Raw genomic sequence first — 17,821 nt, forward strand, 5'->3', positions numbered from 1 at the left:
GCACGCGTTCCGTGACCGCGCGGGCCGTCTCCATGTCGGCCAGCGCGGTCACGGAACGCGTGCGCAGGCTGGAGGAGGGCGGGGTCATCAGCGGCTACGCGGCGGTCGTGGACCCGGAGCGGGTCGGGCTGGCCGTCATGGCGTTCGTACGACTGCGTTATCCGAACGGCAACTACAAGCCATTCCATGACCTGGTCGAGGCGATGCCGGAGATCCTGGAGGCGCACCATGTGACGGGCGACGACTGCTTCGTCATCAAGGTGGCGGCACGCTCGATGCGCCATCTGGAGGAGATTTCGGGACGGATCGGCGGCCTGGGGTCCGTGACGACCAGCGTCGTCTACTCCTCCCCGCTCCCACATCGCCCCATCAGCGGCTAAATCCGTAATGAGCGGCATTGCGGAATGAATCGCCCATGGAGCGGCCATGGACCGCCCATGAATCGTCCATGACCGGCACATCCCCGGGAACCCGCAGGTCATTGACGCGCCATCACCCGAATGGACCCCCCAAGCGAGCGCCATCTCATATCTGAGATAACCTCAACCTCATGGCAGACGACTACCTCGTACGCATCGGCAAGCTCATCCGTGACGCCCGGCAACACCGGGGCTGGACGCAGACGCAGCTCGCGGAGGCGCTCGGCACCAGCCAGAGCGCGGTCAACCGCATCGAGCGCGGCAACCAGAACATCAGCCTTGAGATGATCGCCCGCATCGGTGAGGCTCTGGACAGCGAGATCGTGTCGCTGGGCTACGCGGGCCCGATGCATCTGCGGGTCGTCGGCGGCCGTCGGCTGTCCGGCGCCATCGACGTCAAGACGAGCAAGAACGCCTGTGTGGCCCTCCTCTGCGCGTCCCTGCTGAACAAGGGCCGCACGGTGCTGCGCCGGGTCGCGCGCATCGAGGAGGTGTACCGCCTGCTGGAGGTGCTCAACTCCATCGGCGTGCGCACCCGCTGGATCAACGACGGGGTCGACCTGGAGCTGGTCCCGCCGGCCGAGCTGGAGATGACGGCGATCGACGCCGAGGCGGCCGTACGCACCCGCTCGATCATCATGTTCCTCGGCCCGCTGCTGCACCGCATGGACCAGTTCAAGCTGCCGTACGCCGGCGGCTGCGACCTCGGCACCCGGACCATCGAGCCGCACATGATCGCGCTGCGCCGGTTCGGGCTCCAGATCGCGGCGACCGAGAACCAGTACCACGCGCAGGTGGACCGCACGGTCAGCCCCGACCGTCCGATCGTACTGACCGAGCGCGGCGACACGGTGACCGAGAACGCGCTGCTGGCCGCGGCGCGGCACGACGGCGCGACGGTCATCCGCAACGCGTCCTCCAACTACATGGTCCAGGACCTGTGCTTCTTCCTGGAGGCACTGGGCGTCAAGGTGGAGGGCATCGGCACCACCACGCTGACCGTGCACGGCGTGCCCAACATCGACGTCGACGTGGACTACTCGCCCTCCGAGGACCCGGTCGAGGCGATGAGCCTGGTGGCCGCGGCGGTGGTCACCGAGTCCGAACTCACCGTGCGCCGGGTGCCGATCGAGTTCCTGGAGATCGAGCTGGCGGTCCTGGAGGAGATGGGCCTGGACCACGACCGTTCGCCGGAGTACTTCGCGGACAACGGCCGTACCCGGCTGGTCGACCTCACGGTCCGCCCCTCCAAGCTGGAGGCGCCGATCGACAAGATCCACCCGATGCCCTTCCCGGGCCTGAACATCGACAACGTCCCGTTCTTCGCGGCGATCGCGGCGGTCGCCTCCGGCCAGACCCTGATCCACGACTGGGTCTACGACAACCGGGCGATCTACCTCACCGACCTCAACCGCCTCGGCGGCCGCCTCCAGCTCCTCGACCCCCACCGCGTCCTCGTCGAGGGCCCCACCCGCTGGCGCGCCGCCGAAATGATGTGCCCCCCGGCACTGCGCCCCGCGGTGGTCGTCCTGCTGGCGATGATGGCGGCGGAGGGGACGTCGGTGCTGCGCAACGTGTATGTCATCAACCGGGGTTACGAGGACCTGGCGGAGCGGCTGAACTCGATCGGCGCGCAGATCGAGATCTTCAGGGACATCTGACAGGCGAATACCGCCGCACCCTGCCTGACCCGCTATTGAGCGAGGCGAGGGGGGTGCGGCGGCAACTCTTGGACTTCTCCGGGACTTTGGGCCAGCGGCAGACTACGGGCCGCGTTCCACGGCATCTGTCGTCCGGTGGGTCAACCGGGGATCATGTCGCCGATCATCTCGATGGCGATCATCCACATGGGCTGAGCGCCGGTACCGAAGGCTGCCGCAAGCGTGCAACCGATGGCCGCGTCCGTCGCATTCGGTCCGGCGTCATCCCTCCACTCCGCGAGAACCCGTCCGCCGCCGGAGGAGAAGTCTCCGACATGCTGTTCGTCACGCAGCAGTCGGCTGCCCGGGACGGAGTCAGGCACCAGGCGCCGAGCGTAACCCGCGTGCCGGACGTCGACGCGGTACGCGCGCCGGGTGAGCCGTCCTTTGGCCGGGGCGACGGCGGCTTCCTCACCGTCCACGGTCAGGGTGAGAAGCGTGCCGTCGCGAGTGCCGATCGGGATGTGGTCGGCTGCGTGGGTCTCGGCGGCGCGGCGCAGCACGACCCGGGGCACCGACTCGCCCTCAACGGTCACCTCGCCCTCCTGCGGGTCAAGGCGGACAGTGATCGCGCCGAAGAGGTCGCCCTCCACCAGGGTTTCGACGACGGGTTCCGGCGCTGGGTGCTCGTCCTCGTCGTTCCAGTCGTCGGGCGTGGTGCGCTCGGGCGAGTGTGCCGGGCCTTTCGGCATACAGGATTTGACTTTGCCATTGCGGTCTGACGGGTGGTCAGTACGTCAGGTGGCGCGGCGTCTCGAACGCCGCACGCCAGGGGAACGGACTGGGGCGACGGTCACGTTCCATGCGCTTCCGCAACGACGGCCTCCCGGCGAAGGCTCGCTTGCAGTGGCTGACTGCAGCTTCGCTTGTGCAAGTGGTCGTTGATGCCGATCCCAGAACCGAGGGCCCCGAGTGGGGCGGCGGGGCACAGTGGGCGGCATCTATTACCTGGAAGTCGAGGCAAGGGCAAGGTGATCTAGGACACCGTTGACCTGTGGATTTGACCAACACATGATCCTCACAACTCTTGGTAAGAAAAACTTAAGAGAACGGGTGGGGCGTGTTCACGGGAGAACGGCGGCGCGACTGGCGTCGGGTGATGCGAGGGGGAGCGGTCGTCATCTCGCTCCTGGGAGGTGCGCTCCCCGTTTCCGGAGCGACTTCGGCATTCGCCGAGAAAGGCGCCTTCTCGGCAGGGGCTGGCAGCACTGCCGAGTCACAGGCGAGTGCGCTCGCGGTGAAGACCGGCGATCGGGCCGCGGTGGACGCAAGGACCACCGAGTCGTCCCAGGTGTTCGCCAATCCGGACGGCACGTTCACCCAGGAGATGAACGCGGCCCCGGTGCGTGCCCGCAAGGACGGCGGCACGTGGGCTCCCATCGACACCGCCCTCGTACGGGACACCGACGGTTTCGTCCGGGCGAAGAACACCACGGCCACTCTCTCCTTCTCGGGCGGTGGTGACGACGCGCTGGTCACGCTGGAGGACAAGGGGCGTGAACTGCGGCTCGGCTGGCCCACCGCGGTCCCCGAGCCCCAGGTCGACGGCAGCACCGCCACCTACGCCGGAGTCCTTCCGGACGTCGACCTGAAGCTGACCGCCCTTGACTCCGGCTACACCTCGGTGCTCGTGGTGAAGACGGCGGAGGCGGCGAAGAACCCCGCACTGGCCACGATCAGGATGAGCGTCCTCGGACGCGGCCTGGACGTCGCCCCCACGGCCGACGGAGGATTCGTCGCGCGCGACGGCGATGGCTCACCGGTCTTCGAGAGCCCTGCCGGACGAATGTGGGACTCGGCGGGTGATACCGCGGACAACGCCCCGGCCGGCGCCACGACTCAACTGGCCCGTGTCACCCCGGCAACGGAACCGAAGGCGACGGCGGCCCCGCTTCCCGAGGCCGAGGGAGAGCCCGCTCCTTCGCAGGGGCCCGGCAGCGGCGACTCGGCGGCCGAACTGCCGCTCAAGGTCACCGCCACAGCACTGGAGATCACGCCGGACCCGGCTCTCCTGCGCGGCGAGGACACCGTTTTCCCGCTCTACATCGACCCGCCGACCAAGGGCATCACCCTGGGCGACTGGACGGCTCTGGCCTCCAACGGCACCAAGTACTGGGAGTTCGACGGGGACAAGGGCGTGGGGCGCTGCTCCAACTACGCCGGTTACCTCTGCTCGAACAGCCCGTACACCCAGCGCATGTACTTCGAGTACCCGCTGTCCTCGATCCACGGCAAGAAGATCCTGGACGCGACGCTGGAGGTGTACCAGGTATGGACGTTCACCTGTGACGCGCACTGGTACGACCTGAGCCAGGTCACCAAGGGCATCTCCTCCAGCACCACTTGGTCGAGCCGCCCCACCGCGGACGACCTGATGGGCGACCGGAACGTGGCCTACGGGCGGGGCTCCCTGTGCAGCCCGTCGCAACCCGCGAACTGGGTGCGCTTCAGCGACAACGTGGGCGAGGAGACGAACGAGAACCTCACTCCCACCCTCGCCTCGGCCGCCGCGAACAAGGAACCGCAGATCACCTTCTCGCTGACCGCGCACGACGAGTCCGACGCGGCCGCCTAGGCGCGGTTCCGCAACGACGCGAAGCTGTCGGTGACGTATGTGTCCTACCCGGACAAGCCGACCTCCTACGGCGTTCAGCAGGGCACCACCGGCCGGGCCTGCAACGCTTCCACTGCGCCCTTCGCCACCAGTGACACCACGCCGAAGATGCTGGCCACGGCACAGTCGACGGACGGATCCGGCGCCCAACTGCGTGCCCTGTTCGAGGTGTGGAAGGCCGACGGCTCCAGCCGCACCTGGTACGCGGCCTCACCGGACGGCGCCTGGGTGGCCGACAACGCCGTCCGCGATGCCTCCAGCAGCGCGCTGCCCGCGCAGACGAACTACCGGATGCGGGTGAAGACACAGGCGTACTACAAGACGGACCGTGGTGACACGGGTGTCCTGGACTCGGCCTGGTCGTCCTGGTGCTACTTCCGGGTCGACACCGACTCTCCGCCGCCCCCGGTCGTGAGCAGCGCGGACGGCGTCTACAAACCGGCCGAGACCGACCCGGCCGCAGGCGGCGTGGGAACCCCCGGCAAGTTCACCTTCACCCCGGCCGACACCAACCCGAACGCTGCCGGCGTGCAGTCGGACGTCGTCGCCTACAAGTGGAAGCTCAACAGCGGCTCGCTGTCCGCGTCGATCCCGGTCTCACAGGGCACGGCCACCACACAGTCGATCACGCCGAACCAGGCCGGTGAGAACACCGTCCAGGTCTGGGGCTACGACGCGGCCGGACACAGCTCTCTCACCGGCTACTACAGCTTCTTGGTGAAGGGGGCCGAGAAGCCCGCCGGGATCTGGCACCTGGACAACGCCCTCACCGACGCCACCGAAGCCACCCAGCACCCGCTGACCGGTTCGGGTTCCGCATGGGACACCCTGGCGCGCAGCGGTTCCGGCGCGGCGAAGCTCAACGGCACGAGCGCCTACCTGGCCGGCTCCGGCGCGGTGCTGGACACCACCAAGTCCTTCACCGTCTCGGCCTGGGCGCGCCTGACGAAGAAGGACGTCAACTACACCGTCCTGTCCCAGGCGGGGACGAACGCCTCTGGCTTCCAGCTGTACTACTCGACCGCCTACAACGCCTGGATCTTCAACCGCCACCAGACGGATGTCGCCGATCCGGTGATCACTCGCTCGATCGGCACCAAGCCCCCCGTCCTGAACGCCTGGACCCACCTGACAGGCGTCTACGATGCGGCCGGGCAGTCCCTCCAGCTCTACGTCAACGGCGTGCCTCAGGGCAGCTCGGTGCCGTTCACCACGCCGTGGAAGGCATCCGGCAACCTCCAGGTCGGGCGGCTGTGGTGGGCCGCCGCCGGCAAGGAGTACTTCTCCGGCACCATCGACGAGGTGAAGGTCTGGTCCCGCGCGCTCGCTGACACCGAGGTCGCTCACGAGGCCTGGTCGGAGGACGAGGATCTCAGCGACGGCACCGCGGGCGACCCGGTCCCCGCGCTCGTCGCCAAGTGGGACGCGACGGATCCGGCGAACGCGACCGGCACCACGGTCAAGGACACCAGCGGATACGGCCGCAACCTCACCCTCAACGGAGCCGCGCTCACCCAGATCACCACCGGCGACCCGGACATCGGCGAAGAAGTCACCACCACGCAGACGATGACCCTGAACGGAACCAGCGCGTACGCCGGCGCCACCGGCCCGGTCGTCGACGACTCCGGTTCGTTCACCGCGACCGCCTGGGTCACCCTCGACCCCGCGAAGCTCGCCGACACCAGCAAGTCGTACGCGGTACAGGTCTTCGGGCAGTCGGGGATCAGCCAGTCGTCCTGGGGTGTCTGGTACGAGCAGCCGGCGGGCCACGCCCAGGGCCGGTGGACGTTCGGCCGTCCCGACAAGGACGGCACCGGGGCGGACTGGAAGAAGAGCGAGTCCACCGCGCTCAACACTGTCGCGCTGGGGGTCCCCGTGATGCTGACGGTCGTCTACGACGCCCAGTCCGCAGCCGACCCCGACGACACCTCAAGGCTCGGCGGACTCAAGCTCTACGTCGACAGCGCGCTGATGGGTGACGAGGACGGCATCCCGTTCTCGACCCCCTGGCAGGGCTCCGGAGCGTTCGACATCGGCCGGGCCAAGATCGACGGCGCCGCCGCGCGCCACTTCCCCGGGTCGGTCGACAGCGTCCGCGTCTGGGCCGGCGCCACCTCCACCGACACCATCGCCAACCGGCGCAACACCGAACAGCGTTGACGAGCGGGGCAAGGGCGGCCTTCCGGGGCCGGTCCTTGCCCCACTCTGTGCCGGTCCACTCGTCCCACCGCTCTCCTCCACCGACGCGCCGTCGAGACCCGGCGTCCTCGGGTGACCACCTGTCCCCGAGGGGCTCTGCCTCTATCCAGAATCGGGGAAGTCATTGCCCTCATCACTCTTCCGCCCACCTTCGCCAGGGGCGTTCGTACGCCGCTGGCTCGGCCGTGGCGCGTTGGTCCTCTCCCTTGCCGTCCTGCCGCAGGTAACCGTTCCCTCGGGGTATGACTTCGCCGCGCAGGCCCAGCCCTCGGCGGCCCGCAAACCGTTGGAGGGTCGCCCCGACGCGAAGATCGACAAGGTCGGTGTGCTCAGGCCCGGCACGTCCAGGGCGCCTAAGGACAAGGCCGCCCCCGCCACCGGCGAGACCCGCAAGCGGCTCGCGAGGGCCGCATGGCCGAAGACCGGGAAGGCCACCGCCGACGTCCCGGTGGCCCGCCCGATCTCCGTCGCCGTCGGCGGGCTCGGTGTGAAACTGGCCCAGGTACCCGCCGCCAAGAGCACGGCGAAGAGCGGTGCGAAGAACGCACCGGCGCCCAAGGCGTCCGGCCCGGCGGAGCAGGTGGCGCTCGGGGTCCGCTCCCAGGCCGCCGCGAAGAGGGCTGGCGTCAACGGCGTCCTGCTCACCGTCGGCCCCGCGGGCCCGGTGTCCGGAAAGTCCGTCGGCGACACCGACAGGCTCCGCCTCTCCCTGGACTATTCCTCCTTCTCCGACGTGTACGGCGGCAACTTCGGCCCCCGGCTGCGCCTGGTGACGCTCCCGGCGTGTGCGCTGACCACCCCGGAGAAGAAGTCCTGCCGTAGCCAGAGGCCGGTGACGGGCGCGGACAACGACGCCCGGTCACAGACCCTGACCGGCTTCGTCTCCGCCGGAGCCCTGAAGTCCGGCACCCCGATGCTGCTCGCGGCGTCGGCCGACAGCTCGGGCGGCGGAGGAGACTACGGTGCCACCCCGCTGTCCCCGACCGCGACCTGGGAGGCCGGCGGCAGCACGGGCGACTTCACCTGGAACTACCCGCTGCGGGTCCCCCCGGCCACGGCCGGCCCGTCCCCGAACCTGTCCATCTCCTACAACTCCGGTTCGGTGGACGGCCGTACGGCCGGTGAGAACAACCAGACCTCGGTACTCGGTGAGGGCTTCTCCCTCACCGAGTCCTACATCGAGCGCAAGTACGCCTCCTGCAAGGACGACGGGCAGACCGGCAAGGGCGACCAGTGCTGGAAGTACGCCAATGCCACGCTCGTCCTCAACGGCAAGGCCGTGGAACTCGTCAACACCTGTGCCGACAAGGCGGCCTGTGACACCGCCGCGCTCTCCCAGACGTCCGGTGGCAGCTGGAAGGTGAAGAACGAGGACGGCTCCAAGGTCGAGCACCTGACCGGGGCCACCGGCAACGGCGACGACAACACCGAGTACTGGAAGGTCACGGACGCCTCCGGCACCCAGTACTTCTTCGGCAAACACCGGCTGCCCGGCTGGAGCGACAAGGGCACCACCGATACCGCCGACGACGACCCGGTCACCAACTCCGTATGGGCCGCACCGGTGTTCGGCGACGACTCCGGCGAGCCCTGCTACAAGTCGACTGGCTTCGCCGACTCGTCCTGCAACCAGGCCTGGCGCTGGAACCTGGACTACGTCGTGGACACCCACGGCAACGCGTCCTCGTACTGGTACACCAAGGAGACGAACTACTACTCCAGGAACGCCGACACCACGGTGAACGGCACCGCCTACACCCGTGGCGGCTACCTCAATCGCATCAACTACGGCCTGCGCAGCGACCTGATCTACAGCAAGCCCGCCGCCCAGCAGGTCCGCTTCACCTACGCCGAGCGCTGCCTGACCTCGTGCAGCACCCTGACCAAGGACACCAAGGCCAACTGGCCCGATGTGCCCTACGACATGATCTGCGCGGCAAACACCAAGTGCATCACCCAGATCGGCCCGGCCTTCTTCACCCGCAAGCGCCTCACCGACATCACCACCTCGGTGTGGACCGGTACCGGCACAGCTCAGCGGGACGTGGACGCCTGGCATCTGGACCAAGGCTTTCCCGACACCGGTGACGCCTCCTCGCCGAGCCTGTGGCTGAAGTCCATCCAGAACACCGGCAAGGCCACCGGCACCGACGCCGAGATGCAGCCCGTCGTCTTCGGCGGCATCCAGCTGTCCAACCACGTCGAGGGCAGCGGCCCGGACACCCTGCGCTACATCAAGTGGCGGGTGCGCACCATCAAGTCGGAGACCGGCTCGACCATCACCGTCAACTACTCCGACCCGGACTGCGTCTGGGGCACCAGCATGCCGGCGGACGTCGACAAGAACAGCCGCCGCTGCTTCCCGGTCAAGTGGTCCCAGTCCGGGGCGACCCCGGTCACCGACTGGTTCCACAAGTACGTCGTCACGTCCGTCTTCCAGGACGACCCCTACGGCCACGGCGACACCGGCGAGAAGTACTACGACTACCAGGGCGGCGCCGGCTGGGGCTACGCCGACGACGAGGGCCTGACCAAGGCCGCCAACCGCACCTGGTCGCAGTGGCGCGGCTACGGCAAGGTCGTGGAGACCTCCGGCGACTCCGAGGGCCCGCGGTCCAAGAAGTCCACGCTCTACATGCGCGGCCTGAACGGCGAAAAGGAACTCGACGGCACCGCCCGCGTGGAGAAGGTCACCGACTCCACCGGCACCGCGATCGACGACTCCCGCCAGCTGTCCGGCTTCGTCCGCGAGACCATCGTCTACAACGGCACCGAGGAACTCAGCAGCACCGTCAACACTCCCTGGTCCCACAAGACCGGCAGCCACACCTATAGCTGGGGCACCACCGAGGCCTGGATCGTCCAGCCGGGTGACAGCGTCACCCGGACCAAGACCTCCACCGGCACCCGTACGGTTGCCACCAAGAGCACCTACGACCAGGTGTACGGCATGCCGATGACGGTCGAGGACAGCGGCGACACCGCGAAGACGGGCGACGAGACCTGCACCCGTACCAGTTACACCCGCAACACCACCGACTGGCTGGTGGACCGGGTCTCCCGTGTCGAGACCTACGCGGCTGGCTGCGCGGCGACGCCGGTTCTGCCCCGGGACGCCGTCAGTGACGTCACCACCGGATACGACGGCCAGGCCGTCGGCGTCGCACCGACCAAGGGCGACGTGACATCGACGTACCGCCTCGCGGACTACGGCACCGACAAGACGCCGGTCTACCAGAAGGTATCCGCGGCGACCTACGACCGGCTCGGCCGGCCGCTGTCCGCCACCGACGCCGTGAACCAGACCACGTCGACGAAGTACGAGCCCGACGACACCGGCTATGGTCCGCTGACCCGGACGACCTCGACCGACCCCAAGCTCTACGCCACCGTCACGGACATGGACCCCGCCTGGGGCACCGCGACGAAGGTGACCGACGCCAACGGCAATGTGACCGAGTGGTCTCTCGACGCGCTGGGACGTCTGGTCTCCATCTGGAAACCCGACCGGTCCCGCGCGCTCGGTGACGCCGCGAGCATCGTCTACTCCTACAGCGTCAACCAGACCAAGGAGACGTGGATCCGGACGGGCACGCTGAAGTCGGACGGCACCACGTACAACTACTCGTACGAGATCTTCGACTCACTGCTGCGCTCCCGCCAGAAGCAGATGCCCGCGCCGGGCGGCGGCCGGGTCATCGCCGAGACGCTCTACGACGACCGGGGCCAGGCCTACCTCACCAACGAGCAGGTCCACGACAACGTCGCCCCCGAGGGCACGCTCGCCAACACCTTCCCCGGTTCCGTCCCCGCCTCCACCGAGACGGTCTTCGATGCGGCCGGACGGGCCACCGGAACCATCTTCCGGGTCTACGACCAGGAGAAGTGGCGGACCGGGATCAACGACCAGGGTGACCGAACCGCCGTCACGGCCGCGCCGGGCGGTACCGGGACCCTGACCGTCACCGACGCACAGGGCCGGATCGTCGAGCGCCGTGAGTACGCAGGACCCTCTCCGACCGGCACCGCCTACACGCGGACGCTGTACACCTACACGTCCGCGGGTCTGATCGACACCATGACCGGACCCGACAATGCCGTCTGGGACTACGGATACGACCTGAGGGGTCGCCAGACCGAGGTCACCGACCCCGACAAGGGCAAGGTCACCACCGCCTACGACGACAGCGATCGGCCCGTCAGCGTCACGACCACGGTGAACGGCGTAGCCAAGGCGCTCATCACCGGGTACGACGAGCTCGGTCGCAAGACCGGCACCTGGGAAGACGTGAAGGACAACAACCACCAGCTGACCAAGTTCACGTACGACAGTCTGGCCAAGGGACTGCCCACCGCAGCCATCCGCTACGTCGGGGGCACCACCGGCAAGATCTACTCCCAGGTCGTGACGGGCTATGACAGCCTCGGCCGCCCCAAGGGCACCAAGACGGTCATCGCCGCGACCGACCCGCTCGTCGTGGCGGGTGCCCCGCAGACGTACAGCACGTCTGCGGTGTACAACATCGACGGCACCCTCCAGAGCACCTCGTTGCCGGCCGTCGGTGCCCTGCCCGCGGAAAGTGTCGCCCGTTCTTACAACGGCCTCGGCATGCTCACCGGCACCAGCGGCATGACCGACTACGTCCAGAACATCGGCTACTCCCCGTACGGCGAGATCGAGGAGACCCGTCTCGGCACCTCGACCGGCGCCAAGCAACTCCAGATCCTCAACCGCTACGAGGACGGCACCCGCCGTCTGTCCAACACCCACACCGTCGACCAGACCAACGCCGACTACACCAGTGACATCGACTACGCCTACGACGCCACCGGCAACGTCAAGTCGATCACGGACAAGGCGAACGGCAAGGACACCCAGTGCTTCGCCTACGACGGCTACCGCCGTCTGAGCGAGGCGTGGACCCCGTCCTCCAACGACTGCGCCACCGCCCGCTCGGCAGGTGGCCTCGGCGGGCCGGCGCCCTACTGGACCAGTTGGAGCTACAAGGTCGGTGGCCTGCGGGACACCCAGATCGAGCACAAGTCCTCGGGTGACGTGCGCACCGACTACTCGTACCCGTCCGTCAATGCCGCCGGGGGAGGCCAGCCCCACACGCTGAGTTCGACCTCGGTCGGCGGGACGCTGACCTCGTACCAGTACGACGACCTGGGCAACACCCGGCAGCGTCCCGGACCCTCGGCCGCCGCCCAAACGCTGACCTGGGACATCGAGGGCGAGCTGGCCAGTCTCGTAGAGGGTGGCAAGACCACTGACTACCTCTACGACGCGAACGGCGCCCTGCTGATCCGCCGGGGCCCGGCCACCACAGTTCTCTACCTGGACGGACAGGAGCTGCGTTACGACACCGCGGCCAAGAAATTCAGCGGACTGCGGTACTACGCGGCAGGGGACGCGACGGCGGTCCGCACCCAGACCTCGCTTTCGTGGATGGTCGACGACCACCACGACACCGGGTCGATGGCAGTGGACGCCACCACTCAGCAGGTGACCCGGCGTTACACCAAGCCGTTCGGCGAGTCCCGTGGTGCCGCGCCGACCTCCTGGCCGGACGACAAGGGGTTCCTTGGCAAGGCGGCCGACACCGAGACCGGGCTGACCCATATCGGCGCCCGGGAGTACGACCCGCTGATCGGGCGGTTCCTGTCTGCGGATCCGGTGCTGTCCGCGGACGACCACGAGTCGATCAACGGCTACGCGTACGCCAACAACACCCCCGTCACCCTGTCGGACCCCAGTGGTCTGCGGCCGATCACGGCCTGCGAGCAGGGGTGCAGCGACGGGAAGGGCGGCACCTACCGGTCCCACATGACGATGGGATCCAACGGGACCTGGGTGTACAACTCGTCCCAGACCTACCACTACAGCTATCCCGACGGCTCGTCCCTGACGCTGACCGTCAACACCCGTGGCAAGCAGGTGTCGTACCGGGTCAGCTTCAAGACCGGACCGAGCCCGCTGCCGGCGGTGAAGTACGGCAGCGACGAGCCGTACACCGCCGCGCCCAGCCCGAGCCCCGGAAAGGCTCCGGACCCCGACTACAAGGGGTCCGCGAAGGGCCCCTCGTGGGGTGTGGCCGGTGAGATCGCCCTCATGGCCTGTGGCTGGGTCCCCGTGGCCGGCGCGGGTTGCGACGCCGTGGACCTGGGCCGCTCCGCGATGGACAAGGACGCGGTAGGAGTCACCCTCGGAGCGGCCGGCTTCATTCCGCTCGCGGGCGACGCTGCCAAGCTGCCCAAACAGCTCGACAACATCGCCGACGCGATCAAACTCGCGAACAAGGTTGTCTCCTCACCGTTCTCCGCCAAGCTGGACCGGGTCTCCGAGCATCTGCAGATGAAGGACCTCACCGCGGCCGCTCGGGAAATGAAGGGGGAGGTGGTCGCGCGGAAGACGGACGGCACCCCGTGGGATCATGTCCACGAGGTTCGGGACGCCCAGAACGGGTTGCTCAAGACAATCGGTGACATCAACAAGAAACTGGCCCATCCCAAGACGGGTGGTGCCGAGCGAGACCTGCTCGTCGCGGACCTGGGCCGGGCCAGCAGGATGCTGGACTACTCCGAGCAGTTCGTCCCCAGGGGGTGAGTGGAGCGTGGCAGTGACGCGTGACGATTACGTGCGGCAGCTGATGACGCGGGCGAAGGACGGCACCATCCCGCAGGGAGAGGTGAAGGACATCGCCCGGACCATCTCCGACGGCCGGGCCGGTCGGGACCTGTACCGGTTGTTGTACGCGGTGGCCCGCGCAGGCGGTCCGTCGTACGAGCCGCTGGTCGCCGGCTACCTCATCCACCCCGAGGATCCTGAGGTCTCGGCGCTCGCCGTGCAGGTGCTCACCGGGCACTGGAGGGTGGGAGCGAAGTACCGGAAGGAGATCATCGAGCTGCTGGGCTCTCCCGAGTGGGACCTTAGTGACGACGCGTTCATGGCGGCGGTCTCGGGCGCCGGGGAGGTTCTGCGCGACGCGTTCGACGCCGAGCTGCTTCGCGCGCTGCTGAAGCTCGCCGAGGAAGGCCGCGGTGAGTACGACGACGATCTCATGCAGCGTCTCGCGGTGGAGGCGATCGCCAGAGCGTTGGGTGCCGGCCAGGCCGAGTCGCTGGGACCGCCCGAGGGCGTCACACGGGCGGAGTGGTCACAGGGCCTGCTGAAGGCCGCGCGTGATCGACTGCACAAGGCGCCGCCGCAGCTCTGAATCCGCTGCTACCCGAACGGGCTCCGGCCGGAGCCCGTTCGGGTAGCGAGTTGGATCTGGTCCATCCCCAACTTGCGGTTGTAGATATCGCCTATGCGATCGCCCTGATCCACACACCACCGCAGCGTGACGGTGTGCTCCAGAGCGCCTTGCCGGTTCGGGCTCGCCACCCCACAGACGCCGGCCTGATGCAGCACGAGCACCGCCCGGATCTGGTGGACTGCCGTGAAGGTCCTCTGAGATCAAATTCTCAAGGAGAATCAAGCCGCCACCAGGATCCGGTTCGCAAGTTGTTCGCCTGGGACGCCCACTTCTTCGGTACCCCAGAACGGAGTTGGCGGAGCCAGTGGCGGCGGAGGTCCTCGAACCAGTCCTAAAATCCACTCCATGTAAAGCTGTCAAACGGCGGCGCGGTTGGTGTCGACCTTGCGTAGCACCGGATGGGCCTCGTAGCTGTGAAAGACCATTCGCGCAGGTCAACGGGCACAGATGACGGGGCGGGTGGCCGAGGTTCGGGAGGGGTCGGGGGCGGCTCGGTGGGTGCTACGGCTCCGAGCGCAGCCCGAGGGTGCTGTGCAGTACGACTCCGGCGTGGGCGTTCGCGTCTCCCGACTTCCGGCGCGCCGACTCCACGAGGGCGGCACGGAGTTCACACGCCGGCTCGCCCAGCACGATCGCGCTGAGCACCAACTCCAGCATCAGGCAGTCGTACTCCTCGTCCTGGCCGCGGTAGCGCCGCGGATCGCGCTCGACCACGGCCTCGACGATCCGCCGGCCGCCGCCGTCGGCCGGGGCGAAGGTCGCCGCGAAGATGCCCCTGCCGGTCCAGCTCCGATGCAGGAAGACGACATCGCCCTCGGCGAATACGTTCCACTTCTCGTCCATGTCCATTGCGGAGTAGCCCAGTTGAATGCGCTCCCAGTCCTCCTCCGACCAGATCCGGTGCGGCAGGAGGGACATGGCGCGGGGCTCGGATATCAGCTTGAAGCGGCCGGAGGGCGAAGACATGGCGCGATCCTATGGTGGTGGGCGCGGCGTTCGCCCACCCGACGGCCTCGGGCCGGTGGGGTTCGCGAGACCCGAGCCGGACGCCCATCCCGGTCAGCCGTTCCAAGGTCTGCCGGTAGGCGGGGCGGGCGGCTGGGCGGCGTTCAGGTACGGCAGGACGGCCATATTCTTCGATCTGCGTCGCGTCCCCCGTATGGGTGATGGAGGCCCGGTAGACACTGCATGGCCTGCAGAGAAGGCGTTATGCAAGGTTCATGTCCGCGCTCTTCCCTGAACAAAATGATCCCGATCGCTCCGGAGACCTCGACGCCGCCGGTCGCGTCGCGCTGGGCGACACACTTCTGGCCCAGTTTCCCACTGAGACTGCCTGCCGCTCGTCCGCCTTCAAACGTGCGGCCACCCGCCATGGGCTTTCAGCAGCCCGCGCAAGGGAGTACGTGGCACTGGCAAGGTGGTTCAGCCCGGACATGCGCGCGCGCATCTTCTCGGAGGTCCAGGTTTCCTACACGGTCCTGAGGGAAGCGGCCCGCGATTACTCAAGGTCCGGCATGCCTGATCATCAACGCTGGGACGCCCTTCGTTCGATGATCGACTCTACGGCCAGAGAAGGCCGGAAGCGTGTGACGGCGACTGAGTACCGATCCGTAATCGGCTCCAGGCAGATTCCGAACCAGGCCAGTGCCATGCCGGCCGAGGCAGTGATCAAACTGCTCGAACGCCCGGATGTTTGGCAAGCCGTGGTCGATCACATCGTGGCAGACCCCGCCAGCCGTCGAGAGGTACTGCTACGTCTCTCGGCGTAATGGTCACATCGTGAAGTACCGAGGTGTACTGGCCAGAAGGTGCGATCTGGCCGAGGAGGCGTCCGCCTGCGCGGTGGTTCTCGCGGATTCCGTGGGGTTGGTCTGCTTCGACCCACAGCAGAGGTGGATCAGGTCGAAGTAGCCGACCGGGAGCGCCGGTTGGCGGTCACTCGTCAGGGGCTTCAGGACCCAGATCGCGGAAGACTGCCGTGTAGTCACCGCTGCGGACCAGGTCGTCGACGACCTCGGCCATGCCGTCGATGCCCGGGTCGCGGACGATCAGGCCGTCCCAGACGTAGAAGTACCTGCCGTCGAGACACTCCCCGGTCTGCCGTCCGCGCTCCATGTTGCGGCGGACGACGTCCAGGGTGTAGATCGTCCCCGACCAGCGTGCCCCGCTGTCGAAGAGCACCCACATGTCGACGTCGTCGATCTCGTCGAGCGGTACCCCGGCATCCGGGACGAAGCAGATCTCGTAGCCGTCACGTCGGACTCGGTAGAACGCCCCGTCCCACATCAGGTCAGCTCCCCCTTCGCCGCGCGCCCGGCGGGCCGGCCGGTGGTCAGGCCGCCAGCAGTACCGAGGCGCCCGGCTCGACGCCCGGGTAGGCGGCGGTGACCAGGTTGAGCTGGCGCTGCATGTACCAGACGTTCAGGCCGAAGACGAAGGTCAGCCACATGCTCGCGGCGGGGCTGCATGTCACCGGCAGGCCGGCCGCGCGCTGGGTGTTCGCGATGGCCTTGCCGGTGTTGTAGAAGGAGACCAGCGGCGCGACCAGGGTCCAGCCCAGGAGGAGCAGGACCAGCATGCTGCCGGCCGGGTTCAGGGTCCGGCGCCGGTCGAACTCCTGCATCTCCCGGTGGATGTTGTAGTACCAGACCAGCTGGTAGATCCCGAGGGTGATGAGGGGCAGGCCCAGCCACACCGCGACGGGCCCGCGCCGCTTCATCGCCACGCCCGTGAGGCCGGACACGGCGGGCATCCCCGCGACGCCGTGCGCGAGCGCGCCGCCGGTCGCGAACGGGACGCTCTGGCCGGCATTGGCGGTGGTGGGCTTGATCTCGTCCATGGGGTGGGCTCCATTGGCTGGATTTTGCGGTCAGGCCGAGGAGCATGGCAGGAAGTGAAGGACTTGTGAAGGTAGTTGGCGATTCAATGAAGAGTCGTCACGTCTTTGTGATCCGGGACGGCCGGGAGCGGCTCTCGCTCCGGGGAACGGCGGATGTTCCAGGGGATCCAGATCGCGGTGGCGGTGACCGCGAGGGCTGAGGCGGCGACCAGTGCCATGCCCAGGGTGAGGCCGCCCGCCGTCGCGACGAAGCCGATCAGGGCGGGGCCGGCCAGCAGGCCCGTGGTGCCCATGGCGGCGACCAACGACAGTGCGTCGGAGCCCCGTTCGGCGGCGGCGACGTACACGCACGGAGTGATGGCGGCCGCGCCGAGGCCGACGCAGGCGAAGCCGAGGAGCGTCGCGGGCACCCCGCCGGTCAGCAGTGCGAGTCCCAGTCCGACGGCGGCCAGCGCGCTGCCCGCGCGCACCACCGGGCCGTCACCCCAGCGGTCGCGCCAGCGGTCGGCGCAGGCGCGGGCCAGGAGCATCGTGGCGGAGACCACGGCGATGCCCAGCGGGGCGACCGTCGAGGACGCCTTGACGGTGTCCTTGAGGTAGAGGGTCGACCAGTCGTTCATCGCGCCTTCGGTGATGGTGCCGAAGGTCATGGCGGCGCCCATGAGGAGGGTCAGGCCGGAGGGGAGGGACCAGCGTCGTGTGCCCTGTCTCTCCGTCGCCGTCGGCGCCGTCTCCGCCGGTGCGGGCGCGTCGGGGAGCAGGCCGCGGCGGGCGCAGATCAACAACAC

At 68.1% G+C, this 17,821-nt stretch carries 12 protein-coding genes; 7 read left to right on the forward strand and 5 right to left on the reverse strand.

Annotation, left to right across the window (positions count from 1 at the left end):
- A partial coding sequence (locus CCN72_RS07295) for an Lrp/AsnC family transcriptional regulator (protein WP_107430077.1) occupies positions 1-380 on the forward strand: 380 nt, incomplete at its 5' end.
- A gap of 170 nt (positions 381-550) precedes the next feature.
- Positions 551-2,080, forward strand: a complete 1,530-nt coding sequence (locus CCN72_RS07300; protein ID WP_086806810.1) for a helix-turn-helix domain-containing protein — start codon at positions 551-553, stop codon at positions 2,078-2,080.
- 140 nt (positions 2,081-2,220) lie between these two features.
- Here CCN72_RS07300 and CCN72_RS07305 read toward each other — a convergent pair whose 3' ends face one another.
- Complete coding sequence (locus tag CCN72_RS07305) at positions 2,221-2,811, reverse strand: hypothetical protein (protein ID WP_237553662.1); 591 nt, start codon at positions 2,809-2,811, stop codon at positions 2,221-2,223.
- A gap of 569 nt (positions 2,812-3,380) precedes the next feature.
- Here CCN72_RS07305 and CCN72_RS41505 point away from each other — a divergent pair.
- From CCN72_RS41505 to CCN72_RS07320, 4 genes are all read left to right on the forward strand, one after another.
- A complete protein-coding gene (locus CCN72_RS41505; RefSeq protein ID WP_341868865.1) occupies positions 3,381-4,694 on the forward strand; it encodes a DNRLRE domain-containing protein in 1,314 nt (437 codons plus the stop codon).
- Positions 4,695-4,724: 30 nt separating this feature from the next.
- Complete coding sequence (locus tag CCN72_RS41510; protein WP_341868866.1) at positions 4,725-6,896, forward strand: laminin G domain-containing protein; 2,172 nt, start codon at positions 4,725-4,727, stop codon at positions 6,894-6,896.
- Positions 6,897-7,128: 232 nt separating this feature from the next.
- Positions 7,129-13,542: a polymorphic toxin type 28 domain-containing protein gene (locus tag CCN72_RS07315; protein ID WP_086806811.1), complete on the forward strand. Its 6,414-nt coding sequence runs from the start codon at positions 7,129-7,131 to the stop codon at positions 13,540-13,542.
- 13 nt (positions 13,543-13,555) lie between these two features.
- Complete coding sequence (locus tag CCN72_RS07320; RefSeq protein WP_086806812.1) at positions 13,556-14,152, forward strand: hypothetical protein; 597 nt, start codon at positions 13,556-13,558, stop codon at positions 14,150-14,152.
- 543 nt (positions 14,153-14,695) lie between these two features.
- Here CCN72_RS07320 and CCN72_RS07330 read toward each other — a convergent pair.
- On the reverse strand, positions 14,696-15,112 hold the full coding sequence (locus CCN72_RS07330) for a hypothetical protein (RefSeq protein WP_086806817.1): 417 nt from the start codon (positions 15,110-15,112) through the stop codon (positions 14,696-14,698).
- Between the two features lie 302 nt (positions 15,113-15,414).
- Here CCN72_RS07330 and CCN72_RS38570 point away from each other — a divergent pair, with 302 nt between their 5' ends.
- A complete protein-coding gene (locus CCN72_RS38570) occupies positions 15,415-15,963 on the forward strand; it encodes a hypothetical protein (RefSeq protein ID WP_143664056.1) in 549 nt (182 codons plus the stop codon).
- A gap of 166 nt (positions 15,964-16,129) precedes the next feature.
- Here the strand turns inward: CCN72_RS38570 and CCN72_RS07345 are convergent, their stop codons facing one another.
- The 3 genes from CCN72_RS07345 to CCN72_RS07355 all read right to left on the reverse strand — a co-directional run.
- Positions 16,130-16,480, reverse strand: coding sequence for a hypothetical protein (locus CCN72_RS07345; protein WP_086806815.1), 351 nt, complete (start codon positions 16,478-16,480; stop codon positions 16,130-16,132).
- Between the two features lie 46 nt (positions 16,481-16,526).
- Positions 16,527-17,033, reverse strand: a complete 507-nt coding sequence (locus CCN72_RS07350) for a DUF4234 domain-containing protein (protein ID WP_208637939.1) — start codon at positions 17,031-17,033, stop codon at positions 16,527-16,529.
- Positions 17,034-17,116: 83 nt separating this feature from the next.
- On the reverse strand, positions 17,117-17,821 hold a 705-nt coding region (locus tag CCN72_RS07355), incomplete at its 5' end, for an MFS transporter (RefSeq protein ID WP_143664057.1).

Source organism: Streptomyces murinus, assembly GCF_002154555.1.
Lineage (GTDB): Bacteria > Actinomycetota > Actinomycetes > Streptomycetales > Streptomycetaceae > Streptomyces > Streptomyces murinus.

Coding starts and splice junctions, on each gene's coding strand:
- CCN72_RS07345 (WP_086806815.1), bottom strand. CDS start 16,480: ATGTGGGACGGGGCGTTCTACCGAGTCCGACGTGACGGCTACGAGATC.
- CCN72_RS38570 (WP_143664056.1), top strand. CDS start 15,415: ATGTCCGCGCTCTTCCCTGAACAAAATGATCCCGATCGCTCCGGAGAC.
- CCN72_RS07350 (WP_208637939.1), bottom strand. CDS start 17,033: ATGGACGAGATCAAGCCCACCACCGCCAATGCCGGCCAGAGCGTCCCG.
- CCN72_RS07305 (WP_237553662.1), bottom strand. CDS start 2,811: ATGCCGAAAGGCCCGGCACACTCGCCCGAGCGCACCACGCCCGACGAC.
- CCN72_RS07300 (WP_086806810.1), top strand. CDS start 551: ATGGCAGACGACTACCTCGTACGCATCGGCAAGCTCATCCGTGACGCC.
- CCN72_RS07330 (WP_086806817.1), bottom strand. CDS start 15,112: ATGTCCCTCCTGCCGCACCGGATCTGGTCGGAGGAGGACTGGGAGCGC.